This window comes from Bradyrhizobium sp. (assembly GCF_035701725.1).
Classification (GTDB): Bacteria; Pseudomonadota; Alphaproteobacteria; order Rhizobiales; family Xanthobacteraceae; genus Bradyrhizobium.
The window spans coordinates 1-24,571 of sequence record NZ_DASSRP010000117.1 but is presented as its reverse complement, the minus strand read 5'-3'; the positions used below and the strand labels follow the sequence as shown (position 1 = coordinate 24,571).

Sequence of the window (24,571 nt, the reverse complement as noted above, 5' to 3'; positions counted from 1 at the left end):
TCGAGAGCCGCGCAAGAGATTGCGACTGAAATAAACTATGCGTGACAGCATCGATGCTCCTTACGAACATCGATGTATACGACACGATGACTATCTTAATTGTTAATACGGCAAAGCCGCAGAAACTCACGGCGAAAGTCCTCTGATGTTCCAGTGCCTTTCGGAGCAACTCTCCAAACAGCCGGCACTCCAATCAGTAACAAATGGCCGAGGCGGCAGCGGCCTCCAGGCAGATCGTGGACGCACATCAAGGCGGGCCCGGGGCGATTTCCCCCAGCGGCTTCGTAGGTCAGCGCGCCACGGTGGGCTTGTTTTGGTCCTGTAGCGGCCTAACGTTGCGATCGGAGTCCGGCATCTTGTCACGGCCGGCGTCGCCATTGGCATCACTCCCGCCGGACGACGAAGTGCCACTTCCGCTCGGATTTGACCGCGAAGAACTGCCGGTTGTTCCGGCTGAAGGATTTGCCGAGCTTGCAGCCGGATCGCCAGTAACCGCTCCGCGGCCGCTCGGCCCTCCTTGCGCATGGGCGATGCTCCCTGAAACCGCGAACAGAGCGGAAATTGCAATAGCCGTAAACTTCATGAGTGGTGTCCTTTCATCGTCTATCGGACAACCCATCGGAGGCGACCGACGTTCCTCCTGGTCTTCTCCGGAACCTTTGGATTGGAGCCAACCTTGAATCGCCGGTTTCGCGGAGCTTGTGAGTGGCGTTCAGCGCAAGAAACCGGTCGCGTTCGGCGTCACGCGCCGCGCTCCATGTATCGCTGCGTCTATGTCTCCGGGATCGTACGCCATGGCACTGCCGATCCGACGGACAGCAGGGTCCCACCTGCTTCTGTATTCCATGTAAGCCTTGTACGAATGCGCCAGATCCTCCGTCAGGCTTATGTCAGCATCCTTCAGGCGCCGGCGCGCATGATCGAGCCGAACTCGCCAGAGATGCTGATCCTCGTCGTTGACCTCAGGGAATGCTTTGTTCCTCAGGAAAACGCCGTTCAGCGTATCAAGCAGGAGCAGCCCGGAGGACCATATTTGGGTGACCGCACCCGATTGCTTCAGCCATTCCGCATCCTTCGGCAATGCGCTTCGGATCAACGACACTGCGTCGAGCGCGATCAACCATGACCGCGAAACGGCGTAAAACGGTTCAGGGAAGCGGAAGTAGAACAGGATCGGATAGAAGTGATGAGCTTCCTTCGCCTCGGTGAGCTCAGCCGCGAGCTCGGACAGATTGTTGTAGCCGGCACTCAGCTGATTGTTTGCAAACAGATGGGCTAGCAGATCCGCGGCATCGCCAGTCTCAGCGGAAAGCGCGTGAATTTTCAGGCAGAGCGTATTCCTGCTCCGGAGGGCGCCGTAGATCTGCATCAGGTAGGTGATCGTCAGCGAGATGACCGATGTTCCGATCACCGAATTGAGAAGAAACAACAGCTTTGCCCCAGCGCTTTGCGGCCCGAAGCTGCTGCCTCCAACGATCGACAGGCTGCTTCCGGCGACGTAAAGCGCTGTCACGAAATCGGTGGGGGTCTCTTGGTTGCTGTTGGTGATGCTGGTCCCGAGCTGAGGGTGCACGATGAGTGCAGCCCCAAGCGCGAGCAAGATGGACCAGGCCAGCAGCAATGCGACCACGATCAGCGGCCCGCAGATTGACAGAAGCCTGCCGCGGCGCGAGGAAACTTTGCGTAGCGCAAACCACACCGCTCTTGCCAAGCGGTCGCTGATGATTCCGGTGCCCGCCCGCGCGTAGAGAACCGTGAGAAATACGTCGGCCAGGACGAGACCCATCAGCGCCGTTCCACCGATGGGCTCAATCCAGCGCACCTTCGGCCTCCGCGTCGTGTGGCAGCGTCTATAGACGCGCGCTTACTGCCGGCTCGGCTCGCGATGGGACCCGACGGTGTTACTTTCACCCGGCATGAATTTAAAGAGCGAGAAGTGCTTATCGGTCCAGGCCATGTGGAACCAGGGCGAATCCTGAATGTGAGACGCCGTGACATAGATCGCGCCGTCTGGGCCTTGCGAGAACGTATCCGGCCAACGAAGGCGGGAATCCGTCAATACTTCTCGCATGCTGCCGTCCTTTGGGTTGACGACCTTGACGGCATTGTTGGCGAGTGAGCTGAGATAAATTTCGTCATGCTCGCCCGTCCAGAGCCCATCGGCAGGCTCTGTCGTTCCAACCGTTTCCGGACGGACATGGCTAGCGGCGTCCGCGCTCTGGATGCTCGATGTGGCAACCCGATAGAGGGTCTTACCGGTCAGAGCCTGCCAATAGAGGGTGTTTCCGTCCTTTGAGAGCGCGAGACTGTCCGCATTGAACAAAGGCTGGCGCTCGTCCGGCCGCCGCAGCGGCTTGCCGTCCGTCATGACCGTAACGCTTGGGTCGAATTGGGTCGAGGCATCCTCGCTCAGCACGCGCCATGCCTTGCCGGACTCCGTTTCAAGAACAACCAACCCCCCGGGCGAACCGGAATCGGTCAAATAGGCGAACCTTCCATCGGGTGCGAGGCGAATATCGTTCAAATAGCTGGCTGGACCAGCGATATCCGCACTCATCGGAAAGACCCGCTTTACGCCGTTCGATTTGAGATCGATCTCGACGATCTTGGGTCCACCCTTCACGGTCTTCTCGGCATTCGGCGCTGCCGGATCGACAACCCAAAGCGAACCGCGTCGATCCGCGACCACGCTTTGAACGCAAACGAAGTGATCACCGGGTGACACTTCGGACATTCGCGCGTTGCGCCAGGCGTTCCATTCTTCATTCGGGTAGGGCCTGGTCGATCCGTCCGGCATGAGTTCGGCCACCGAAACGGGAGTATCTTCCGTCCACCGGGGGAAGTTCACGAATATGCGGCCATCGGGCGCGACGGTCACACCGGTCACCTGATGGTCGAACGTGGCGACTTCCTGCAGCCGACTGTCGCGAGAGTCCACCAGCGGAGACACAAGTCGTTCCGTTTTGGCTTTGATATCCTCTGTCGCGGATTGCGCGTGGGCAGCGGACGAGATGGACAGCAGTACTGCTGCGCAGGAGCAGAACGCGTTTGGACGCATCGAGCGGTCCCTCGTTGGAGATTCAGGGCACAATCCTCTCCTTCCAATATCGTTCCTATCACCGAAAGCTATACGCGTGACTTAAAAGGTCGCGCCGCCTCAAACCCTATCGGCATAAATCTACGATAAGGCACCTGCTCGGATCGCGGCCGAAGCCGGCAGACTCCGCACCTTGCGTCGTTCGTAGCGCTTGGCTGCAAGGGCCAGTCGAGATGACGCGACCGAGATTATTTCACTCAATTAGAAACCGTTCATCGGGCCGCGAGTTCGCGCTGATGTGGGTTTAGAACCGGAGTGGTCAGCATGAAGGCGCTCGTTTGGCACGGCAAGGAAGATATCAGGTGCGACAGAGTTACCGATCCGGAGATCGAGGACCCCAGAGACGCGATTATCAAGGTGACGAGCTGTGCAATCTGTGGCTCGGACCTGCACTTGTTCCACAATTTCATTCCGGCCATGTTGCCTGGCGACATCATGGGTCACGAAATGATGGGCGAAGTCGTCGAGGTGGGCTCCGGCGTCAATGGGAAATTGAAAAAGGGCGACCGGATCGTGGTGCCCTTTACCATCATCTGCGGTGAATGCGAGCAGTGCAAGCGCGGTAACTTCTCGGTATGCGAGCGGACGAACCGCAACAAGCGAATTGCCGACAAGGTGTTCGGCCATACCACCGCAGGGCTGTTCGGCTACACGCATCTGACCGGCGGTTATCCTGGCGGGCAGGCAGAGTATCTTCGCGTACCTTTTGCTGATGCGACCCAGATCAAGGTGCCCGACGGATTGACGGACGAGCAAGTGCTGTTCCTCGGGGATATATTCCCGACCGGATGGCAGGCGGCAGCGCAATGCGACATCGAGCCGACCGACACGGTCGCGATCTGGGGCTGCGGACCTGTAGGACAAATGGCCGTCCGCAGCGCCATCCTGCTCGGGGCAAACCAGGTCATCGCCATTGACCGCATTCCGGAGCGGCTCAGCATGGCGGAAGCGGGCGGCGCAACCACGATCAATTTCGAGAAGGAGAGCGTCGTCGGCCGGCTCAATGATTTGACCGATGGCAAGGGACCCGAGAAGTGCATCGATTGCATCGGAACGGAGTCGCATGTTTCATTCGGCCAGCCGGATACGATCCTCGATCGGGCGAAGCAGTTGATGATGATGGAGAATGACCGTCCCCACGTGCTGCGCGAGATGATCTATGTGTGCCGACCCGGAGGCATCCTTTCGATCCCGGGGGTCTATGGCGGTCTCGCCGACAAGGTCCCAATGGGCCAACTCATGAACAAGGGACTAAGTGTTCGCACCGGGCAAACGCACGTGAACCGCTGGACCGACGGGTTGCTCCGCCACATCCAGGAAGGCCACATCGATCCATCCTTTGTCGTCACGCACACCGCGACTTTGGAACAGGGGCCCGAGATGTACAAGGTGTTCCGAGACAAGCAGGACAGCTGTGTGAAGGTCGTGCTCAAGAACTAAAGGAAGGACAGACGTCGTGACCATTGGAAAAATCGCAAACTTTGTACGTTCGAAGGGCGATCCGAAAGTCATCAGCACGGGGCCGAGTTCGTTCGGGGCTTCCGACCGGATGGCGCGCAATCTCGGCTGGTTCAGCCTCGGGCTAGGCGCACTGGAACTGCTGACTCCGGAGCGCGTGACACGTGCGCTCGGCATGGAAGGGCAGGAAACGCTTGTGCGCGCCTATGGGGCTCGGGAAATAGCCGCCGGTGTGCTCTCGCTTTCGACCGAGAAGGGAACCGGGCTGTGGAGCCGGGTCGCCGGCGACGGACTCGACATCGCGACATTGATGGGCGCCTTGCACGCGGACAATCCCAAAAGGGGAAACGTGGCGCTTGCCTTGCTGATGGTTGGAGGCATCACTCTGCTCGATTTCGCAACCGCCAAGGAGGTCAGCGCACGCCATGCACCGGGCAACGGGTCTCGCCGCACCTACAGCGACCGCACCGGGTATCCGAAAGGAATAGCCGCCTCACGCGGGATTGGCGCGGCCACGAAACTCAGGAAGCAACTCGCGGCGACCTAGCTCATGGCCTTGCGAACGTCACGACTTAAGCCTTGACCTCTTCGCCGATCTTGTCCTGCGTCCTGGTTTCGAAGTCTGAAGCGTCGTGGCGCTCGCGCAACTGGTTGGCTGGATCGCCCGACACGCGATTGACCATGCGGCCGCGCTTGACCGCCGGCCGGGCCGCGATCGCCGCGGTCCAGCGCTGCACGTTCTTGTAGTCCTGAACCGAGAGGAATTCGCCGGCATTGTAGAGCAGTCCCTGCGCCAGGCCGCCATACCAGGGAAACACCGCGATGTCGGCAATCGTATATTGATCGCCCGCAAGATACTCATTGTCGGCCAGGCGGCGATCGAGCACATCGAGCTGTCGCTTGGTCTCCATCGCGAAACGGTCGATGGCGTATTGGATCTTGAATGGCGCATAGGCATAGAAGTGTCCGAAGCCGCCGCCGAGATAGGGTGCGCTGCCCATCTGCCAGAACAGCCAGGACAGACATTCGGCCCGCGTCGGCGTATCCTTTGGCAGAAACGCGCCGAACTTCTCCGCCAGGTGCAACAGGATGGCGCCGGATTCGAACACCCGGAACGGCTTCTCGCCGCTTCGATCCAAGAGCGCCGGGATTTTCGAGTTCGGATTGACCTCGACGAAGCCCGAGCCGAATTGCGCGCCATCGATCCGGATCAGCCAGGCATCGTATTCCGCCCCGCGATGACCTGATGCCAACAACTCCTCGAACATGATGGTGACCTTCTGGCCGTTCGGCGTCGCCAGCGAATAGAGCTGGAAGGGGTGCTTCCCGACCGGCAATTGCTTTTCATGCGTCGCGCCCGCGATCGGCCGGTTGGTGCTGGCGAACTTGCCGCCATTCTCTGCGATCCATTTCCAGACCTTGGGCGGCGTATACGCGGTTTCGTCAGTCATTCGGTGCTCCTGGGGAAGCGCCCACACGGCAACTGGATCGGCGGCGAGGCGGATTGATAAGCGGCAATATAGGATATAGCCGAGAGGCGGAAAGTGCCGGACGCGCACACCGCGCATGCACGCCCGCCGTGCGGTGATTGTGGCTTGACCACGCTTCCCGGTCCTTTGTACGAGAAGCCGCATGAGCAAAAAATCCTATCGCATCGGCATTGACGTAGGAGGAACTTTCACCAAGGCCGCCCTGCTCGACAACATCGACGGCAGCGTGGTCGGGCGCTCGTCCGTTCACACCACCCACGACCATCCCGATGGCGTCGCGGCCGGCGTCATCGAAGTGTTCGAGCGCGTGCTGAGCGATGCCGGGATCGATGCCCGCGATGTGGTCCTGCTCGCCCACAGCACCACGCAAGCCACCAACGCGCTTCTGGAAGGCGACGTGGCGCGGGTCGGAATCCTGGGCCTTGCGGGCGCCAGGGCGGCGAAACTGGCAGAGGCGCAGGTTCGCATCGATCCGATCGAACTGGCGCCCGGCCGCGTGCTTGAAACCTGCAACCGGTTTCTGCTGAGCGACGGGCTCGATCGGAAAGCGGTCGAGAATGCCGTGGCGGCGCTGCGCGCCGAGGGCGCCCAGGTGCTGGTGGCCTCAGCCGCGTTCGGGGTCGACAATACGTCGGCTGAAGAGCTGGTTCGTGATGTCGGCGGCGGGTTCGGCCTGCCGACCACCTGCGGGCACGAGGTGACGCGACTGTACGGACTGACGACGCGAACGCGTACCGCCGTGATCAACGCCTCGATCCTGCCGCGGATGATCGCGACCGCGAACCTGACTGAAACCAGCATCAAGAAAGCCGGCATCGATGCGCCGCTGATGATCATGCGCGGCGACGGCGGCGTGATGGACATCAGCGAAATGCGGCATCGCCCGGCCATGACGATGCTGTCCGGCCCCGCCGCGAGCGTGGCGGGCTCGCTGATGCATGTCGGCATGTCCGACGGAATCTATTTCGAGGTCGGCGGCACCTCGACCAATCTCGGCGTGGTCAAGGCCGGCCGCCCGGTCGTGACCTATGCCAATGTCGGCGGCCACGACACCTATGTCAGCTCGCTCGACGTGCGCGTGCTGGGGGTTGCCGGCGGCAGCCTGATCAGGATCGCGGAGGGCGCGGTGCGCGAGGTCGGGCCGCGAAGCGCCCACATCGCAGGCCTGCGTTATGCCTGCTTCGCGCCGGCCGAGATATTCGCCAACGCCCGCGTCGTGTTGTTCGAGCCGAAGCCCGGCGACGGCGGCGATTTCGTCGCGATCGAGACCGAACATCACGGCCGCTTTGCGTTGACGAACACCTGCGCGGCCAATGCGGCCGCGCTGACGCGCCCCGACATGCATTGCTACGCGCCGCCGGAAGCCGCGCGCGCCGCTTTCGCCCCGCTGGCGGCGATGTTGGGCAAGGACGTCGTCGCGCTGGCAATGGAAGTGCTGGCGTCGGCGGCGGGCAAGGTGACGCCGACGATTCGATCCCTGATCAGGGAATACCAGCTCGACGAGGACCAGCAAGTGCTGATCGGGACAGGCGGCGGCATCGGCGCCTTGTTGCCGACGGTTGCAGAGCAACTGGGTCTGCGGTTCGAGATCGCAAAGGATGCGGAAATCATCTCGTCGATCGGCGCCGCACTCGCCATGGTTCGCGAGGTCGTCGAACGGGTCAATCCCGATCCGTCGTCGGACGACATCGCGCATCTGCGCGAGGAAACGCTGCAAGCAATTGCCAAATTGGGTGCCGATCCGAAGACGGTCGACGTTTCCGTGGAGATCGATCGCCAGACCGGCCGGATCCGCGCCATCGCCACCGGCGCCGCCGCGCTTCGCAGTTCCGGGGACACCGAAACCGTCTCGGAGCGGCAGGCCTGCCGGATCGCGGCCCGGTCGCTCCGCCTGTCGGAGGACGACATCGAACTCGCCGCCGAAACTCCGGGCGCCTTTGTCTACACTCCGAAAACCGGCGCGGCGCATTCGCTGCGGATCGTCGATCGCCGCGGCAACGTGCGTTTGCAGCGCAGCCATGCAGTTGTGCAGCGGACAACCGTTGCAAACTGGCGGAATTCCTTGCAATCGATGCACCTGTTCGGGCCTCAAGACCCACCCGACGCCTTTTTCGGCGCGGTTTTGCTGTATGATAGCCATCTGCTCGACGTGACCGACGAAAGCCTTTATTCCAATGCGGTCAAGATCGTGGACAGCGAGCTTGCGGGCGTGCCGCCCCAAACGCCGGTGGTCCTGATCGGCCTCGGACGAGCGACGTTGGTCGAGGAAATGCGAGAGGAGAACGGTGATGGAGAAGTTTGAGAAGCTGACGGCGGTGGCCGCGCCGATGGGAATTCCCAACGTCGATACCGACGCGATCATTCCCAAGCAGTTCCTCAAGACGATCAAGCGGGCCGGGCTCGGCAAGGCGCTGTTTTCCGAACGGCGCTACGTCGAGAACGGCGAAGAGCGCCCGGACTTCGTGCTGAACCAGGGACCTTTCCGCAAAGCCAAGATCCTGGTCGCCGGCGAAAACTTCGGTTGCGGATCGAGCCGCGAGCACGCGCCCTGGGCGCTGCTCGATTTCGGCATCCGCTGCGTGATCGCGCCGTCGTTCGCCGACATCTTCTACAACAACATGTTCAAGAACGGCATGTTGCCGGTCAAGCTGAGCGCCAAGCGCGTGCATGAACTGATTCAGTTCCTGACCGAGCTGCCGGGCGCCGAGATCACCGTCGATCTGCGCGAGCAGACTGTCACCGGGCCTGACGGAAAGGTCGACCATTTCGACGTCGCCGCGTTCTCGCGCGAAAGTCTTCTGAACGGTTACGACGAGATCGAGCTGTCGCTGTTGCAGAAGGACAAGATCGCAGCCTTTGAGAAGAAGAAGCACGCCGAGCATCCCTGGCTGTAAGCGCGCCGGCGCTCGCCGGAGAAGCCACGCAAATAATCGCGACGAACAATCAAGACAAACAATGAAGGCGGAATGAGCCGACGCTCATTCCGCCTTTTCTCTTGCCTCCAATATCGGCCTGTCCGGCTGACAATCAGGCCAGCCAGAATTCCGGCAGCGCCGGCGACAACCTGCCACCGACCCGAACGGCTGCCACGTTCAGCGCAAGCCCTGTCGCATCGTCGGTCTCGACCGCCATGCCGCACAGGCTCGCCGTGCCCAGCGCCGGCTCGAAACGCGCCGCCGGAATGCCCGAAGTAAAGCGCCGGATCGGCTCGTCCTTCTGCATGCCAATGATGGAATCGTAATCGCCGGTCATGCCGGCGTCGGTCATATACGCGGTGCCGCCGGCGAGAATCTGATGGTCGGCGGTCGGCACATGGGTGTGGGTGCCGACCACGAGACTGGCGCGGCCGTCGCAGAAATAGCCGATCGCCTGCTTTTCGCTCGAGGCCTCGCCGTGGAAATCGACCACCACCGCGTCCGCCGCGTCGCGCAGCGGACAGGCCGCAAGCTCACGGGCCAGGATCGCGAAGGGATCATCGAACGGGGTCATGAACACGCGGCCGATGGCGTTGATGACGAGCGCGCGCTTGCCGCTCTTGGTATCGATCAAGGCGGCGCCGCGGCCCGGCGTGCCGGATGGAAAATTGCAGGGGCGAATGAGGCGCGGCGCGCGCTCGATGAACACCAGCGCCTCGCGCTGATCCCAGGCGTGATTGCCGAGCGTGATCGCATCAGCGCCGGCATCGAGCAGTTCCTGATAGATCGCTTCCGTGATCCCAAAACCGCCGGCCGCATTCTCGCCATTGACCACGACGAGATCGAGCGACCAGTTGCGGACCATTTCGGGCAGATGTTCCGACACCGCGGTGCGGCCGGACCGGCCGACCACGTCGCCGACGAACAGGATACGCAATCGAAGCTCCTAGCTGGTCCGAAAATCGAACGTCTTGTTTTCCGTTAGCACATAATCCAGCGCGACGTCGTGCGCCAGCGAGGGAACAGCCTTGATTTCCTGCGCGGCAAAAGCGAGGCCGACCGTGATGATCGGCTTTGACTTGCGCAAGTGCGCCAGCGTGAAGTCGTAATGGCCGGCGCCATAGCCGATACGGTGGCCGAGCCGGTCGAAGGCAGCACACGGCACCAGCATGATGTCGGGAATGAGCTCGGCCATCGCCGGCGAAGGCTCGAGAATGCCGAGCGGGCCCATCGTCAGCCGATCGCCGGGCGACCACGCCCGAAACGAGAGCGACTTGCCGCGCCCGAGAATCGCCGGCAGCGCCAGCCTTGCGCCTTGCGCGGCGAGTTTGTGCATCAAGGGCATCGGATCGAGTTCACTGCGGATCGGCGAATAGCCGGAAACAACAGCGCCGGGCTCGATCCGGAACGGCAGGCCGCGCGCGGCAAGCTTCTCGCCGGCCAAAGCGCGCGTCTCTGCCTCCATCGCATCGCGCGCTTCGAGCGCGGTCTTGCGAAGATGACCCTTGGACGGAAGTGTGGACATGCGCGGCCCCCTGCCATGTAACGCCACATCACGCCGAAAGAGAAAAGTGCGAAGCCGCGGTCGCCGTTGGAGCGCTCGATCCCGGAGTTCCCTACGAAAGTAGGTGGGCACCATATGTCCGGGTCCACGGACCCGGCCAGGGACAGTTCCCTAAAGGATCGATAAGGCCCCGGGGATATATGGCTCCTGACGCGCGACGCAGCCTCGCGAATGCAATGTAACAACGACGCGGCGAAATCGCCAGCGGCGGCGGGGCCGGATGCACCGCCCTTTCCCCGATTCTCAATGTGGGAGACGCGCTTTGTGGGTCTCGATAATCGGTCCGGACGTTGCCCGCTCTGTGATTTGCCAGACGGCGCAAGGATGATTTGAAGGCGCAGAAAAAAAGCCCGGCGCTTGGCCGGGCTTTTCGTCATCTAGTGATGTTCGCGGCCGGGAGCACCGGCCGGTCCGCCGCCACCGCGCGGCGCTGCGTTGATGTGCGGCGCGCCGCCGCCACCATGCGGCATCGCGGGCGCCGCGTGCGACATCGGGGCCTGCGCCCGTGCGTTCACCGGCGAATTGCCGCCGACCGTCGGCTTCGCGACACGCTGCATCGGACGCGCCGTCGGCGCAGCGGAGAAGCGCGCGCCTTCACGCGCTCTTGCCGCAGGCGGCTGCATGCGCGCATTAACGCGGGCCGCCCCTCGCTCGTTGCCGAAGCGCTCACGGCCCGTGATGCCCTCACGGCCCACGCGCGCGCCGTCAAAGCGCTCGCGGCCCCTCATGCCCTCACGTCCCAAGGCTTCACGTCCCAAGGCTTCACGTCCGCGCAGGCCGCGCTGGTCGCGGAATTGCGCGTTGCGATCGCGCATCCCGCGTCCTTCGAAGCCGCCGCGCGGCGTTCGGCCCTGCGAAATCGCGGCGTTGCGCGTTGCCGCGCGACCGATGCGAGTCGCCGAGCGATCGATGGTCATCCGCGACGCCTCGCGCCGATGCGAGGTCCAATAGTTGGACCAGTACGCCTGGCGGTGATACCACGGCCGTCCCGCATAATAGCTTGACCAATACGAGCTCAACACGAACGGCACGATCGGCACGTCGATCTCATCGACATAATCGGGAAGATAGACGTAGCTGTTGTGGTAGAGATATTCGAGATATTGCGACGATATCCAGCCGCGGTCGTCAGACCAGCTGACGTCGCACCAGGCATCGCCCCTCAGACATCCGTGGATGTTGACGCGGGCGCCGCCGGGAATGCGATCGACCAATGGGAAGCCCGGACCGGGACCGGCCCTCAGGCCGGCTGATGTCGTGACGATGCCGGGCGCCGCGAGGGCGGCGGTCGGCGCGAGCAGCATGGCTGCTGTCAGAACTGCTTTTAGTTTCATGGCACACTCCTCCTTTGACAGCCGAACGTTCGACCGCTGCGCTCGTTCCGGGAAAGATCGTCGCATGCGCTAAAATGGTGAAGGGATCGCGCGGCTCGGCATTGCGGCAGAGCGGCCGTTCATTCACTGTTCATCTGAGAGCCACCGGCAGTTGCGGTGCGATGCCCGCACGCGGCGTTTTCGATGTGATCGGCGAACGGCGTGAAGCGCCGGGCTCTCACTAATTGCAGTTGCGATTTTTCGCATCCGGCATCGCCATAAAACTGATGGTCGCCGGCGCAAACTTCATCGCGCCCGGGCCTGTCGCGATGCCCGCCAGGTCCGACAGGCGATCGACGGCATCTGGATTCAAGAGCGTGCCGTTCAGGCGCACGGCGCTGTCTTGCAGCGTCTCCGCGTCCAGCGTGAAACGCGCGGCGGGAGCGGCCAGCATCAGTTCGTGCGAGCCTTGCGCGTCGTTGTTGATGACCAGCAACACCACGCCGCCCGGCATTCGCCGCTGGCAATGGGCATAGACGTGCAGGCCCTGCGCGATCGGCACGCCGGAATCGAGCACCACCTCGCCCATGAAGCGCCGCCACAGCAGCGCCGCCCAGTAATTCGGCCGCGGCCTGAACGTCTCCTCGTCGAGCAGGCCGTAGTCGCTTCCCACCAGCGTGTTATGCATGACGATCTGCACGCCCGCCTTTGCCAGCCGCCCGAGCTGGTCGAGATATCTGAACGTATCGAGAAAGGTCGAACTCCATCTGTCGCCACCGCAGGCCGCTTGTGCGGTCTCGGTGAGCCAGATCGGCTTGCCGGGCGCAGCGCGGTCCCGCAAGGCGCGATAGAACGTCAGCGTCTGCTCGGTGCGGGAGAGCCACTCCTCGGACAAGGCGGCATCGGCCGGCTCGCCCTTGGCGCAGCGCTCCGATAGTGCGCCATAGTAATGATAGGAAACGGCGTCGATGCCGAAGGCGGACGCCTTAGACAGGTCAGAGGCCTCGGCGTTACGGCCTGCGGTGCCGGGTCCAAGGATCAATACCTCCGGCGCGGTCTTTTTCATGAAGGCATGAAAGATGCGAAAATCCGCCGCGAAGGCGGCGGCGTCATAGCCGGCCGGCGCGCCGCCGATCGCAGGCAGATCCGGCTCGTTCATCAGTTCGGTCGCGACGATGTTTCCACCCACGGCGCGGGTTGCGGATATCATCCGCTGCGCGACGTCGGGCTCCCATATGCCCTTCGCGTCACGCGTAGGCGCACTGATCGCAAAGGACGTGACGATCGGCGCGTCGACAGCGTTCGAAAAATCGATCACCTCGCGCCACCGATGCGCGGTCAACACGCTCCTGTAGCCGGCCGGAGGCCGCATCAAAGTGTCGTCCGATCCGGCAAAGAACGTCGTATTGGCCCAGGTGCCGCTAACGCGCATCAGCGACGGCGAAAGCGCGGCTGCGCGTTTCCGCAATGATTTATTAGTGAGATCGATCGGCGGCCGCTGTGAGAACAGGGTGTCGTTTCCAACAGGGGCAGAGCGTTGCGTTTCGAGGGCATAAGGCTTCCAGAACGGCCCGCCCGTGACCCCCACCATCTCGATGTTGAAGGATTGAAAGCGCGCGTCGACCGCGCCGATGGCGGCCAGCTCGGCGGGCGCAATGCGCACGTCAGCGGCGATGGCGGCGCGGCCGTGGGTGACGAAAAATGCCGCTGCGACGGCAAGCACACGAAGCGCGCATGCAGAAACGATCCGGACTGTCTTCATCGAATGATTCTGGATGGCTTTAGCAGCCCGCGCATCCTTGCAATTCGTCGCAGATCCCCTGAGCGGCCGGGTTTCACGCGCGGAACCTTCTGATTTCACTACCGTTATCGGTCGATGCCGGAAACAGAGACCAAAACCAGAGAGCGCGCACCTTCGCCGCAAGACCATTCGGACGAAAAGGCGCCGATCGTCGAAGTCGTCGCCGAGGGCGGCGAGGTCGAGCCGCCTCCGCCCGAAATCGTCGAGCCCGATCCGGAACTGACGCCGGAAGAGGCCGAGGAAGCCCGCAAGGGGTATTTGCTGACGCGGTTCTGGATCAGCGCCCGCGGCTATTGGGGACGCAACGGCGATCGCTTTGCGATTCCGTTTTCCGCCGCACTGCTGGTTCTCATTGCGGGCACGGTCGGCTTTCAGTACGGCATCAATGTGTGGAATCGCGCGATCTTCGATGCGATCGAAAAGCGCGACGCAGCCGTCGTGTATCACCTCACCGCGATGTTCTTTCCGCTCGCGATCGGGAGCCTTGCGCTCGGCGTCGCGCAAGTGTTCGTGCGCATGAGCATCCAGCGCCGCTGGCGCACCTGGCTGACCACCTCGGTGATTTCGCGCTGGCTCGCCAACGGCCGTTACTATCAGCTCAACCTGGTCGGCGGCGATCACAAGAATCCGGAATATCGCATCGCCGAAGATTTGCGGGTGGCAACCGACTCGCCGGTCGATTTTGTCGCCGGCGTCACCTCCGCCTTTCTGTCGGCTTCGACCTTCATCGTCGTGCTCTGGACCATCGGCGGCGCGCTCACCGTGACCGTGAACAATTCGACGGTCACGATTCCCGGCTTTCTGGTCATCGCAGCGGTTCTTTATGCAGCCGTCGCATCAGGATCGATCATGGCGATCGGCCGCCGCTTCGTTCAGATCTCCGAGGACAAGAACCAGGCCGAGGCGGAATTTCGTTACACGCTGACGCGGGTGCGCGAGAACGGCGAAAGCATTGCGCTTCTCGGCGGCGAAGAGGAAGAGCGCGACGGCATCGACCGGACCTTCGGCAATGTGCTGCGGCAATGGGCGCGGCTCGCGGGCCAGCACATGCGCACGACGCTGGTTTCGCAGGGCTCGAGCCTGGTCGCGCCGGTCGTCCCGCTGTTGCTTTGCGCGCCCAAATTTCTCGATGGCTCCATGACGCTGGGCCAGGTGATGCAGGCGGCCTCCGCCTTCACCATTGTGCAGAGCGCGTTCGGATGGCTGGTCGACAACTACCCGCGGCTCGCCGACTGGAATGCGTGCGCGCGCCGGATCGCTTCGCTGATGATGTCGCTCGACGGGCTCGAGCGCGCCGAGAAAGCGGAAGGCTTCGGCCGTATCAGACGTGGCGAAACATCAGGCGAAGCCATGTTGAGCCTCGAGAACCTCTCGGTCTCGCTGGACGATGGAACTGCCGTGGTCGACGAAACCGAAGTCGTCATCGAACCCGGCGAACGCCTGCTCGTCGCTGGCGAGTCCGGTTCAGGCAAGAGCACGCTGGTGCGCGCCATCGCCGGCCTTTGGCCGTGGGGCGGCGGCAGCGTGAATTTCCATCCGGACCGCCGCCTGTTCATGCTGCCACAACGGCCCTATGTGCCATCCGGCACGCTGCGCCGCGCGGTGGCCTATCCCGGCGCGGCGGAAAGCTGGGATGAGAAAGAAATCGCCGAGGCTCTGCACAAAGTGGGGCTCGATCATCTCAGGGAAAAAATCGAAGAGGATGCGCCGTGGGACCAGACGCTCTCCGGCGGCGAGAAGCAGCGCCTCGCCTTCGCCCGGCTGCTGTTGCACAACGCGGACATCGTGGTGCTCGATGAAGCCACCTCCGCGCTCGATGAAAAGAGCCAGGACAAGATCATGGAGATGCTGATGAAGGCGTTGCCGAAGGCAACCATCGTCAGCGTCGCGCATCGCGCCGAACTCGAGGCCTATCACAGCCGCAAGATCACGCTGGAACGGCGCAAGGGCGGCGCGAAGCTCGTCAGCGACATCGAACTGATTCCGCGGAAGGGCAAGAGGGCCTTGCTCGGCCGCTTCCTGCGCAAACGCAAGCCGCAGGCGAAAGCGAAAAAATGAGCGAAAGCCCCGCTTCTCGGCGGGGCTTTCGCCGTTCCAAGTTTCATTCCCCCATTCTCCAAAGCATGGCCGCATGCCGGGATCGCGGAGCGCAACGCAATTTGGCCGCAAGTCGGCCGTTCCGAAACGAAACCATCCTCCTTCAAGAAGCCGGCGCAGGGCTTCGCCGTTCCGTGGTCCACACGCCTTGAAAAACCCGCCCGGCACGCTCCGCAAATTAGGAACTTCGGCAGAGCGTCTCAATTGGCATTGCAGAAACGTTTGACGAAGCGCTTTGCAAGCGCATGAGTGGCTTGATGCGACATCGAAGACGAGCACTGCTTGCGGCCGCTGCGGGCTGCGCCGCCCTCGTCATGGCAGCCGTTTCCGTCCAGGCGCACGACGACGGCCGATACGCTAATTCGCCCTTAAAACCGTGGTTCGACAGCCTGCACAGCAAGGCCGGCGGCGCATGTTGTTCGAACGCCGACGGCATGGCGCTTGCCGACGTCGATTGGGACACCAGGGACGGCCACTATCGCGTGCGTCTCGACGGCGAGTGGATCGACGTTCCCGCCGATAGCGTCATCACCGAGCCGAATCGCGCGGGCCGAACCATGGTGTGGCCGTATTACGTCAACGGGCACCCCCTGATCCGCTGCTTCCTGCCGGGAACGATGACGTGAGCCGTCATCCCGGCGCGGCAACGCGCCCTCACCCGACCGCGGCCTTGGTCCGGCCACGTCGGGACAGTTGCCGCAGCGACACGGCGTGCAGCAGGATCGAGCTCGGCACCACGAAAGCCGGGGTCAGCACGTTCGGATAGATCCCCGAGCCGATGCTCGCTCCCGTAGGCACGATCAACTGAAGCGGCCCGGGTGAAGTGATCAGCCCCATGGTGACCGCGACCACGAAGTCCGCAATGCCGAAGATATTCCAGAGCATCGCCGTCTTTCGTGCCTCGGCGCTTCCCGATGCCAGTGCAATCGCCACCGGTACCGCGAACAGACCGGTCAGCACGTCGCCCGTTCCCGCGGGCACGCCAAATATGCCGGGGATGGCCCCATGCAGCCAGTAAACGAGCCACTGGCTACCGAACACCCGGTAAAGCTGAAGCGCGACCAGCCAGGTCAGCGGCATCGCATCGAGCACCTCACCTACGCGCTTCGACGACAACAGCAACGACGCGCCGATGATCAATGGCAGGAAGATCGCCATCGGAAGCAGCGGCAAGGACGTCACTTCCGGGCGAAACCAGCCGTTGATGGCGGAGCCCCAGGCGAGCGCCATCCAGAGCGTAAACGGGACCATGATCGTCACCCAGGTCGCGCGGCGCTGGTCCGGCGTCAGCTCGGTATTTTCGAGCCCGAGCCACAGGCCGAGCGCAATGAGCCCGTGGACCAGCAGCCGCACGGCCATGGCCGCAATCCCGCTCTCGAGAAGCGCTGGCATGCGCCAGCTCAGCCACGCCCAAAGCAACGTGAACAGCGTGGGCCAGAACATTCCGCGCCAAGCGGAATGCGAGGGGACAATGGCGGCGGATATTGTTTCGCTGCGGTTGTACATCGTGAGGCCCGCTATTGCTTGGGTTCGGGATTGGCCATCAGCAGTCGGAGCGGAAAAAGCGGGCCGACGGCGATGTACTCGTGGTCCAATAGATTTTCCTTGGCGAGCGGCAGGCCATCCATGATCGCGTGCGCCTCGGCGACATCCTTGGTATCCAGCAGGAAGACGGCCCCTCGACCATCACCGCGCGAATACCATTCACGAATCTTCCCGCCGAGATAAAGCTGCACGGTCCCGCGGATTTCAGCCGGCATCACGGCCATAACCTGTTCGCGCGAGACGGCCGCCTTCGCGGTCGAGATCACGAGCACACCCGTGATTGTAGGTGAGGAAGCCTGGGTTTGGGCAACTGCTGGGTTGGTCATCGAGGTAACTCCTGTAAGGCTTAAGGCGAGTGCGAGGACGGCGTTGCGGGCAGATTCGATGGTTCGGTTCGCTACATTCACCGCGAAGCTCCATGATTGCTTGTGGTCAACACCAGCTCGGAAAAGGCGCGAGTCGGCGTTGCGTCTCGACACCGATGGTTGGTGCCGACTTGCAACCCGGATGTAGGCCATTCCTGGCGCGTAGCTATCCGCGATAATCTGGATGGGCCATGAAGCGCAGCTTCACAGTCAGGCGGACCTGCCGATTGCGACAAAGCGATCCAGCTACGGATGAACCGGATTGTTTCGCGCGTTATCGGCCGCGCTTGGCGGAGACCCGCCGGTTCGCAAGGCGCCGCTCACATGGAATGAGGCGGCACAACGCCTCTCCTGATGGATGTATGGCGAGCGACGTGCCGACGACCGACGGAGCAAGGAGAAATTTGGCTGAGTAATACGTCAAGCCCGCCTTGCACCCAAAAGCCGGTCGCCCGCAGCGGCCGTCAGCACTCAAGTCAGAGCTTGAAAAATGCGACAGGGCCAAAGGCGAACGCGATCGCTGCAACCTGAAAAGTTAGTATGACCGCAACGCGCAAGAACTGTTTCCAATCTGCTGTAACCAAAAACGCGACAATGAGTGGTAGCTGCAAAGCAATAAGAAGCTGGAAAATATGGGCGGCTGATCCTTCATCTGTCATACCGGCAACCCATCCTGTGCCGACAGCTATGAGGACCAAGCAAAACGCAAGGAGTGACATAACGGGCGGCGCGATCGCGCCAATGCGATTGATTTCCCGGCGGAGCATAAGAGGATGAGCCTGCGATGCCATGCGATCTAGTTCGAACCCTCGGCGGAAGACCCGGCAAATCGATCCGTCCCGCTACATCAATACCACATCTCGCTAGGGCAAGATGCTGCGCCAAGAGATTTCAAAACAGTCTGTGTCGGCTCAGGGTCATCAACGAAAGCCGTACATCACCCCTGCTCTCATTCCGCTTCGCCGCCGGAAGCGGAAATCGCAGAGACCAGCGCGCAGATTAGCAGGCAGCGCGCCGGCGTCCCTCACCCGATCGCGACGCCGCCGCCGATGGTGCGGTTGAGCACCTGCGTGGTCTTCTCGATGCGGTCGGCGGCCGCGTTGAGCGCATTGGCAACCGCGACCTGCGTCGCCTTGGCGCGGTCGGCCGCAACGGTGCGCACGTCGCGCAGCGCGATCAGCTCTTCCTCCAGCGCGCGGATGCGATTTCCCGCATCCTGCAACTCGTCACACACCGTCAGCGCCGCCATCACCGTGAGGCGCGCATCGCCGATCTCGCCGAACTTGCCGCGCAGGCTCTGAATCCGCGATTCCAGGCTCTCGGCCAGTTTGAGCAGCCGCACCTCCTGGCCTTCTTCGCAGGCCATGCGGTACTGCCGGGCGTTGATCGTCACGTTGATGTGGCTCATGAGATCTCTCCGGCTTCCAGCACCTCGCGGATGGTGCCGATCGCGGCATCGAGCCGTTCGGCGATCTCGCGATTGGAACGTTCGAGCCGTTTCGAGCGCACCAGCGAACTGTCGAGTTCATCGGCCAGCCGCGCGCGATCGGCGCCCAACGCCTGGATCCGCGCCGCCAGCTCGTCCTCGTCACGATCGGCCTCGCGTCGCCGCTCGACCGCCCGCTCCAACGCATCGAGCGCGCCGAGCAGGCGGCGCGTCGCGGCCTCGATGTCGGCGAAAGCCTGTTCGGGCTGGCCCGAACCCTTGACCGTATGATCGTCCATGGCATCGCTCATGACAGCGCGGTGGTCCGATTCTAACATTCGCATCGCCCCCGGCCACGCCGGACGCATTTTGTAAAATCAAGCGCTTGGGAGGAGAAACTTACTTTAACGAACAAGGCTAGCGCAACGCCGCTTCGGAACTATGCACCGCAAAGCAGGTTGAAATAATCCATTGGCGCAACGGCTCGGGATTCGGCGTCGTTCGCGCCGCAAGCTGGCGGCGCGGCGTTCTGAGCCAAGGCCACACGAGATCAATAAGTTAGCCAGCCTCCCTTCGATTCCGGGGTTCGAAACCTGGGCCGCAAACTGCAACGGACTTTGGAATCGGGACACGAGGCGCGCCAAATCCGGCGCACTTCCTTTGACTTTGGCAGATGAGGTGCTATCCAGCCCTTGACTTTAAGGTTCCATCCGAGGGCGTGCACTGTGCATCCTCACCCGTGCGCTGACCGCGCAGGTTCACCCAAACATCTCAATATCTGACGGAATTTCATCATGACGAAGGTCGATCACGTCCGCATGGCCAATGCGATCCGGGGGCTTGCGATGGACGCGGTCGAGAAGGCGAAGTCCGGTCATCCCGGCCTGCCGATGGGCGCCGCCGACGTCGCAACCGTGCTGTTCACGCAGTTTCTGAAATACGACGCCGCCGACCCGGCGTGGCCGGATCGCGACCGTTTCGTGTTGTCCGCCGGCCACGGTTCGATGCTGCTGTACGCGCTGCTGTATCTCACCGGCAACAAGGACATGACCCTCGATCAGATCAAGCGCTTCCGTCAGGTCGATTCGCTCACCCCCGGTCACCCCGAGAACTTCCGCACCAAGGGCATCGAGACCACGACCGGCCCGCTCGGCCAGGGCATTGCGACCTCGGTCGGCATGGCGTTGGCGGAAAAGATGCTGGCGGCCGAATTCGGCAAGAAGATCGTCGACCACCACACTTACGTGCTGGCCTCCGACGGCGACCTGATGGAAGGCGTATCGCAGGAAGCGATCGCAATGGCCGGACACTGGCGGCTCAACAAGCTGATCGTGCTCTACGACGACAACGGCATCTCGATCGACGGGCCGACCTCGATTGCCGACTCGGTCGATCAGGTCAAGCGCTTCAAGTCCGCGGGCTGGGCCGCCGAGTTGATCGACGGCCAGGACCAGGCGGCGATCGCGGCGGCGATCACGCGCGCAAGACAATCCAACAAGCCCTCGCTGATCGCCTGCAAGACCACGATCGGCTATGGCGCCCCCACCAAGGCCGGCACTGCCAAAGCGCATGGCGAGGCGCTCGGGGCGGACGAGCTCAAAGGTGCCAAGGAAAGGCTCGGCATCTCGCTCGAGCCGTTCTCCGTGCCGGACGATGTGCTCAAGGCCTGGCGCGAAGCCGGCAGCCGCGGCGCCGCGGCGCGCGCCGACTGGGACGCCCGCTATGCGGAGCTCGGGCCGCGCAAGCGCGCCGAATTCGAACGCCGTCTGCGCCATGAGCGGCCGGCCTCGCTCGCCAAGGCGCTGCGCGACCACAAGAAGAAGCTCCTGGAAAACCCGCTCAACATCGCCACGCGCAAATCTTCCGAAGCCGCGATCGATGCGATCGCGGAAGCGATGCCGATGGAATTCGTCGGCGGTTCGGCCGACCTCACCGGCTCCAACAACAACAAGCCGAAATCGGCCGAGGCGTTCGGCGCCAAGTCTCCGAAGGGCCGCTTCATCCATTACGGCATCCGCGAGCACGGCATGGCTGCTGCCATGAACGGCATCTTCCTGCACGGCGGCTTTGCGCCGAATGGCGCAACCTTCCTGGTCTTCACCGACTATGCGCGCCCGGCCATGCGGCTTGCCGCGTTGATGGGAACGGGTGTGGTCTATGTGATGACGCACGATTCGATCGGTCTCGGCGAAGACGGCCCGACGCACCAGCCGGTCGAGCACCTCGCGGCATTGCGCGCCATCCCGAACATGCGCGTGTTCCGCCCCTGCGATGCGGTCGAAGTCGCCGAATGCTGGGAATTGGCGCTGAACCGCACCACCGGCCCGACGGTGCTGGCGCTGACCCGACAGAACCTGCCCCAACTGCGTACCTCCGCGCCGTCGGACAACCCCTGCGGCCACGGCGGCTATGAATTGGTCCCGGCTTCGGGCGAGGCGAAGGTGTCGCTGTTTGCCTCCGGCTCCGAGGTCGAGATCGCGGTCGCCGCTCAGAAGGAACTGGCCGGCCGCGGCATCGCGACGCGGGTGGTCTCGGTGCCCTCGCTCGAACTGCTGTTGTCGCAGCCCGAGGACAAGCAAAAAGCCGTCATCGGCAATGCGCCGGTGAAAGTGGCGATCGAGGCCGCCGTCCGCTGGGGCTGGGATGCCGTGATCGGCCACGACGGCCTCTTCATCGGCATGCATGGTTTCGGCGAAAGCGGGCCCGCCAAGGACCTTTACAAGCACTTCGGAATTACCGCCGAGGCCACGGTTAACGCAGTTCTGAAGCGCGTGAACTAAGCAACCACGAAGCGAGTTACCTCTCCCCGTCCGGGAGAGATTAACCGACCGCGCGCTTTATCAGGCAAGCCATGTCCGCCGACAGGTTGAGATTGTCCGGAAAAAGGTCTAGCAAAAGCGATCTTTTCCGCCTCCGCCCGGCCGAACCGGGCGAACCGCCCAAAACATCCTTGCGGGACCCGCCCGTAGGGATGATCGGGGCTATTAAAGGAGAAACACCATGGCAGTCCGGGTCGCTATCAACGGGTTTGGCCGCATTGGCCGCAACGTGCTGCGTGCCATCGCCGAGTCCGGCCGCAAGGATATCGAGGTGGTCGGCATCAACGATCTCGGTCCCGTCGAGACCAATGCCCATCTGCTCCGCTTCGACTCGGTTCACGGCCGCTTTCCCGGCAAGGTGACGGTGGAAGGGGACTCGATCAGCCTCGGCAACGGCAAGATCAAGGTCTCGGCCGAACGCGATCCGTCGAAACTGCCGTGGAAGGCGCTCGGCGTCGACATCGCGCTCGAATGCACCGGCATCTTCACCGCCAAGGACAAGGCCTCCGCCCACCTGACCGCCGGCGCCAAGCGCGTGCTGGTCTCGGCCCCGGCCGAGAACGCCGACGCCACGATCGTCTACGGGGTCAACCACGACAAGCTCACCAAAGAGCACCTCGTGGTCTCCAACGGTTCCTGCACCACCAACTGCCTGGCGCCGGTCGCCAAGGTGCTCAACGACCCCGTCGGCATCGAGACCGGCTTCATGACCACCATCCACGCCTATACCGGCGACCAGCCGACGCTCGACACCCTGCACAAGGACCTCTATCGCGGCCGCGCCGCCGCGATGTCGATGATCCCGACCTCGACAGGAGCGGCGAAAGCGATCGGCCTCGTGCTGCCCGAACTGAACGGCAAGCTCGATGGCGTTGCGATCCGCGTCCCGACCCCGAACGTCTCGGTGGTCGACCTCAAGATCGTCGCCTCGCGCAAGACCACCAAGGAAGAAATCAACGAGGCGATGAAGCGGGCCGCCGAGCAGCAGCTCAAGGGCATCCTCGGCTACACCACGCATCCGAACGTCTCGATCGACTTCAACCACGACCCGCACTCCTCGACCTTCCACATGGACCAGACCAAGGTGCAGAACGGCACGCTGGTGCGCGTGATGTCCTGGTATGACAACGAGTGGGGCTTCTCCAACCGGATGGCCGACACCGCCGTCGCGATGGGCAAGCTGGGTTAAGTCACTTCTCCTGTCCCGGACGCGATGCAGCGCTCCGGCGGTGCATCGCTGATCCGGGACCCATGGACCCGGATCTAAAGCGTAGGTCCCGGTTCTGCATGGCGGCACTCCGCGCCGCGATGCGCCCGGGACAAGGAAGCGCACCAATGACAAAACCATTCCGCACCCTCGACGACGTCGACGTGAAGGGCAAACGCGTGCTGCTGCGCGTCGATCTCAACGTGCCCATGGAAAACGGCCGCGTCACCGACGCCACGCGTCTGGAACGCGTCGCGCCGACCATCCGCGAAATCGCCGACAAAGGCGGCAAGGTGATCCTGCTGGCGCATTTCGGCCGGCCCAAGGGGCGCGACCCCAAGGAATCGCTCAAGCCGGTCGCCGCCGCGCTGTCGCACACGGTCAACAAGCAGGTCGCCTTTGCCGACGACTGCGTCGGCGAGGTCGCGCAAAAGGCCGTCGCGGCGCTGAAGGACGGCGAGATTCTCTGCCTGGAAAACACCCGCTTCCACAAGGAGGAAGAAAAGAACGATCCGGCCTTTGTCACTGAACTCGCCAAGCTCGGCGACATCTGGGTCAATGACGCGTTCTCCGCGGCGCATCGCGCCCACGCTTCCACCGAAGGCCTCGGCCACAAGCTGCCGGCCTATGCCGGGCGGACCATGCAGGCCGAACTCGATGCGCTTTCCAAGGCACTGGAAGCCCCGACGCGACCGGTGATCGCGATCATCGGCGGCGCCAAGGTTTCCACCAAGATCGATCTGTTGGAAAACCTCGTCAGCAAGGTCGATGCGCTGGTGATCGGCGGCGGCATGGCCAACACCTTCCTGCACGCGCAGGGCATCGGCGTCGGCAAATCGCTGGCGGAGAAGGATCTTGCTTCGACGGCGCAGCGGATCATGGAAAAAGCGACCGCGGCCAATTGCGCGATCATCCTGCCCGTGGATGCCGTGGTGGCGTTTCATTTCGCCGCCAACTCGCCGTCGCATGCCTATGGCCTGGACGCGATTCCGTCCGACGGCATGATCCTCGACATCGGCCCGCAATCGACGGCGCGGATTCACTCGGCGATCGACGACGCCAAGACGCTGGTCTGGAACGGCCCGCTCGGCGCCTTCGAGATGACGCCGTTCGACCGCGGCACCATGGTCGCGGCGCGCCACGCCGCCGAACGCACCAAAGCCAAGAAGCTGGTGTCGGTTGCCGGCGGCGGCGACACCGTGGCGGCGCTTAATCAGGCAGGCGTGGCCGGTGATTTCAGCTATGTTTCGACCGCAGGTGGCGCATTCCTTGAATGGATGGAGGGGAAACCCCTGCCCGGCGTCGAAGTTTTGAAGAAGCAATAGTTCATATCGGGCGGAAGCCCCAGCGCGGAGAAGAATTGCATGGCTCGGATCACGTTGCGCCAATTGCTCGACCACGCGGCGGAGCACGACTACGGCGTGCCGGCCTTCAACATCAACAATATGGAACAGGCGCTCGCGATCATGGAGGC

22 protein-coding genes and 1 other RNA gene are annotated in these 24,571 nt (G+C 62.9%); 10 read left to right on the top strand and 13 right to left on the bottom strand.

The window, feature by feature from the left end; all coding sequences use genetic code 11:
- Positions 1-712 precede the first annotated feature (712 nt).
- Together VFL62_RS06545 and VFL62_RS06540 are read right to left on the bottom strand one after the other, a co-directional pair.
- Positions 713-1,822, bottom strand: a complete 1,110-nt coding sequence (locus VFL62_RS06545; RefSeq protein ID WP_325171551.1) for a two pore domain potassium channel family protein — start codon at positions 1,820-1,822, stop codon at positions 713-715.
- A gap of 42 nt (positions 1,823-1,864) precedes the next feature.
- Positions 1,865-3,058 carry an L-dopachrome tautomerase-related protein gene (locus VFL62_RS06540; protein ID WP_325171550.1) on the bottom strand — a complete coding sequence of 398 codons (1,194 nt, stop codon included), beginning with the start codon at positions 3,056-3,058 and terminating at the stop codon, positions 1,865-1,867.
- A gap of 303 nt (positions 3,059-3,361) precedes the next feature.
- Between VFL62_RS06540 and VFL62_RS06535 the strand changes: the two genes are divergently transcribed.
- Positions 3,362-4,537: a zinc-dependent alcohol dehydrogenase gene (locus VFL62_RS06535; protein ID WP_325171549.1), complete on the top strand. Its 1,176-nt coding sequence runs from the start codon at positions 3,362-3,364 to the stop codon at positions 4,535-4,537.
- Between the two features lie 22 nt (positions 4,538-4,559).
- On the top strand, positions 4,560-5,102 hold the full coding sequence (locus VFL62_RS06530) for a hypothetical protein (RefSeq protein ID WP_325171554.1): 543 nt from the start codon (positions 4,560-4,562) through the stop codon (positions 5,100-5,102).
- A 25-nt stretch (positions 5,103-5,127) separates the two neighbouring features.
- Here the strand turns inward: VFL62_RS06530 and yghU are convergent, their stop codons facing one another.
- On the bottom strand, positions 5,128-6,006 hold the full coding sequence (gene yghU, locus VFL62_RS06525; RefSeq protein WP_325171548.1) for a glutathione-dependent disulfide-bond oxidoreductase: 879 nt from the start codon (positions 6,004-6,006) through the stop codon (positions 5,128-5,130).
- A gap of 181 nt (positions 6,007-6,187) precedes the next feature.
- Between yghU and VFL62_RS06520 the strand changes: the two genes are divergently transcribed.
- Positions 6,188-8,347, top strand: a complete 2,160-nt coding sequence (locus tag VFL62_RS06520; protein ID WP_325171547.1) for a hydantoinase/oxoprolinase family protein — start codon at positions 6,188-6,190, stop codon at positions 8,345-8,347.
- A complete protein-coding gene (gene leuD, locus VFL62_RS06515) occupies positions 8,334-8,939 on the top strand; it encodes a 3-isopropylmalate dehydratase small subunit (RefSeq protein ID WP_325171546.1) in 606 nt (201 codons plus the stop codon). Before VFL62_RS06520 ends, leuD begins: the two co-directional genes overlap by 14 nt.
- 133 nt (positions 8,940-9,072) lie before the next feature.
- On the opposite strand, the gene VFL62_RS06510 is transcribed toward leuD, so the two are convergent.
- From VFL62_RS06510 to VFL62_RS06490, 5 genes are all read right to left on the bottom strand, one after another.
- On the bottom strand, positions 9,073-9,897 hold the full coding sequence (locus tag VFL62_RS06510) for a TIGR00282 family metallophosphoesterase (protein ID WP_325171545.1): 825 nt from the start codon (positions 9,895-9,897) through the stop codon (positions 9,073-9,075).
- A 9-nt stretch (positions 9,898-9,906) separates the two neighbouring features.
- Positions 9,907-10,485, bottom strand: coding sequence for a 5-formyltetrahydrofolate cyclo-ligase (locus VFL62_RS06505; RefSeq protein ID WP_325171544.1), 579 nt, complete (start codon positions 10,483-10,485; stop codon positions 9,907-9,909).
- Positions 10,486-10,532: 47 nt separating this feature from the next.
- A non-coding RNA gene (ssrS, locus tag VFL62_RS06500) (6S RNA) lies at positions 10,533-10,693 on the bottom strand.
- A 208-nt stretch (positions 10,694-10,901) separates the two neighbouring features.
- The gene (locus VFL62_RS06495; protein WP_325171543.1) at positions 10,902-11,858 is read right to left on the bottom strand and encodes an SH3 domain-containing protein; all 957 of its coding nucleotides are present in this window, start codon (positions 11,856-11,858) and stop codon (positions 10,902-10,904) included.
- A gap of 220 nt (positions 11,859-12,078) precedes the next feature.
- Positions 12,079-13,599 (bottom strand): hypothetical protein, encoded by a 1,521-nt coding sequence (locus VFL62_RS06490; RefSeq protein ID WP_325171542.1) that lies wholly within the window; start codon positions 13,597-13,599, stop codon positions 12,079-12,081.
- A 114-nt stretch (positions 13,600-13,713) separates the two neighbouring features.
- Between VFL62_RS06490 and VFL62_RS06485 the strand changes: the two genes are divergently transcribed.
- Positions 13,714-15,696 (top strand): ABC transporter ATP-binding protein/permease, encoded by a 1,983-nt coding sequence (locus tag VFL62_RS06485; protein WP_325171541.1) that lies wholly within the window; start codon positions 13,714-13,716, stop codon positions 15,694-15,696.
- 296 nt (positions 15,697-15,992) lie between these two features.
- On the top strand, positions 15,993-16,361 hold the full coding sequence (locus tag VFL62_RS06480; protein WP_414644629.1) for a hypothetical protein: 369 nt from the start codon (positions 15,993-15,995) through the stop codon (positions 16,359-16,361).
- A gap of 28 nt (positions 16,362-16,389) precedes the next feature.
- Here the strand turns inward: VFL62_RS06480 and VFL62_RS06475 are convergent, their stop codons facing one another.
- The 5 genes from VFL62_RS06475 to VFL62_RS06455 form a co-directional block, all read right to left on the bottom strand.
- Positions 16,390-17,127 carry an MFS transporter gene (locus VFL62_RS06475; protein WP_325171540.1) on the bottom strand — a complete coding sequence of 246 codons (738 nt, stop codon included), beginning with the start codon at positions 17,125-17,127 and terminating at the stop codon, positions 16,390-16,392.
- Between the two features lie 125 nt (positions 17,128-17,252).
- Complete coding sequence (locus VFL62_RS06470) at positions 17,253-17,798, bottom strand: hypothetical protein (RefSeq protein ID WP_325171539.1); 546 nt, start codon at positions 17,796-17,798, stop codon at positions 17,253-17,255.
- A gap of 323 nt (positions 17,799-18,121) precedes the next feature.
- Positions 18,122-18,436: a hypothetical protein gene (locus tag VFL62_RS06465; RefSeq protein WP_325171538.1), complete on the bottom strand. Its 315-nt coding sequence runs from the start codon at positions 18,434-18,436 to the stop codon at positions 18,122-18,124.
- A gap of 233 nt (positions 18,437-18,669) precedes the next feature.
- Positions 18,670-19,053, bottom strand: coding sequence for a cell division protein ZapA (locus VFL62_RS06460; RefSeq protein WP_325171537.1), 384 nt, complete (start codon positions 19,051-19,053; stop codon positions 18,670-18,672).
- A complete protein-coding gene (locus tag VFL62_RS06455) occupies positions 19,050-19,370 on the bottom strand; it encodes a DUF4164 domain-containing protein (RefSeq protein ID WP_325171536.1) in 321 nt (106 codons plus the stop codon). Before VFL62_RS06455 ends, VFL62_RS06460 begins: the two co-directional genes overlap by 4 nt.
- Positions 19,371-19,865: 495 nt before the next feature.
- Here VFL62_RS06455 and tkt point away from each other — a divergent pair, with 495 nt between their 5' ends.
- From tkt to VFL62_RS06435, 4 genes are all read left to right on the top strand, one after another.
- Positions 19,866-21,851, top strand: coding sequence for a transketolase (gene tkt / locus VFL62_RS06450; protein WP_325171535.1), 1,986 nt, complete (start codon positions 19,866-19,868; stop codon positions 21,849-21,851).
- 220 nt (positions 21,852-22,071) lie between these two features.
- Complete coding sequence (gene gap, locus VFL62_RS06445) at positions 22,072-23,079, top strand: type I glyceraldehyde-3-phosphate dehydrogenase (protein WP_325171534.1); 1,008 nt, start codon at positions 22,072-22,074, stop codon at positions 23,077-23,079.
- A gap of 146 nt (positions 23,080-23,225) precedes the next feature.
- The gene (locus VFL62_RS06440; RefSeq protein WP_325171533.1) at positions 23,226-24,422 is read left to right on the top strand and encodes a phosphoglycerate kinase; all 1,197 of its coding nucleotides are present in this window, start codon (positions 23,226-23,228) and stop codon (positions 24,420-24,422) included.
- A 39-nt stretch (positions 24,423-24,461) separates the two neighbouring features.
- Positions 24,462-24,571, top strand: a 110-nt coding sequence (locus VFL62_RS06435) for a class II fructose-bisphosphate aldolase (protein WP_325171552.1), incomplete at its 3' end; no start/stop codon positions are given.

Excerpts from the sequence above, each read along its gene's own strand:
- tkt (WP_325171535.1), top strand. The coding sequence starts at position 19,866 with ATGACGAAGGTCGATCACGTCCGCATGGCCAATGCGATCCGGGGGCTT.
- VFL62_RS06505 (WP_325171544.1), bottom strand. The coding sequence starts at position 10,485 with ATGTCCACACTTCCGTCCAAGGGTCATCTTCGCAAGACCGCGCTCGAA.
- VFL62_RS06480 (WP_414644629.1), top strand. The coding sequence starts at position 15,993 with ATGCGACATCGAAGACGAGCACTGCTTGCGGCCGCTGCGGGCTGCGCC.
- VFL62_RS06465 (WP_325171538.1), bottom strand. The coding sequence starts at position 18,436 with ATGGCATCGCAGGCTCATCCTCTTATGCTCCGCCGGGAAATCAATCGC.
- VFL62_RS06540 (WP_325171550.1), bottom strand. The coding sequence starts at position 3,058 with ATGCGTCCAAACGCGTTCTGCTCCTGCGCAGCAGTACTGCTGTCCATC.
- VFL62_RS06440 (WP_325171533.1), top strand. The coding sequence starts at position 23,226 with ATGACAAAACCATTCCGCACCCTCGACGACGTCGACGTGAAGGGCAAA.
- VFL62_RS06520 (WP_325171547.1), top strand. The coding sequence starts at position 6,188 with ATGAGCAAAAAATCCTATCGCATCGGCATTGACGTAGGAGGAACTTTC.
- gap (WP_325171534.1), top strand. The coding sequence starts at position 22,072 with ATGGCAGTCCGGGTCGCTATCAACGGGTTTGGCCGCATTGGCCGCAAC.
- VFL62_RS06455 (WP_325171536.1), bottom strand. The coding sequence starts at position 19,370 with ATGGACGATCATACGGTCAAGGGTTCGGGCCAGCCCGAACAGGCTTTC.
- VFL62_RS06475 (WP_325171540.1), bottom strand. The coding sequence starts at position 17,127 with ATGCCAGCGCTTCTCGAGAGCGGGATTGCGGCCATGGCCGTGCGGCTG.
- VFL62_RS06485 (WP_325171541.1), top strand. The coding sequence starts at position 13,714 with ATGCCGGAAACAGAGACCAAAACCAGAGAGCGCGCACCTTCGCCGCAA.
- VFL62_RS06495 (WP_325171543.1), bottom strand. The coding sequence starts at position 11,858 with ATGAAACTAAAAGCAGTTCTGACAGCAGCCATGCTGCTCGCGCCGACC.
- VFL62_RS06490 (WP_325171542.1), bottom strand. The coding sequence starts at position 13,599 with ATGAAGACAGTCCGGATCGTTTCTGCATGCGCGCTTCGTGTGCTTGCC.
- leuD (WP_325171546.1), top strand. The coding sequence starts at position 8,334 with ATGGAGAAGTTTGAGAAGCTGACGGCGGTGGCCGCGCCGATGGGAATT.
- VFL62_RS06460 (WP_325171537.1), bottom strand. The coding sequence starts at position 19,053 with ATGAGCCACATCAACGTGACGATCAACGCCCGGCAGTACCGCATGGCC.
- VFL62_RS06535 (WP_325171549.1), top strand. The coding sequence starts at position 3,362 with ATGAAGGCGCTCGTTTGGCACGGCAAGGAAGATATCAGGTGCGACAGA.
- yghU (WP_325171548.1), bottom strand. The coding sequence starts at position 6,006 with ATGACTGACGAAACCGCGTATACGCCGCCCAAGGTCTGGAAATGGATC.
- VFL62_RS06470 (WP_325171539.1), bottom strand. The coding sequence starts at position 17,798 with ATGGCCTACATCCGGGTTGCAAGTCGGCACCAACCATCGGTGTCGAGA.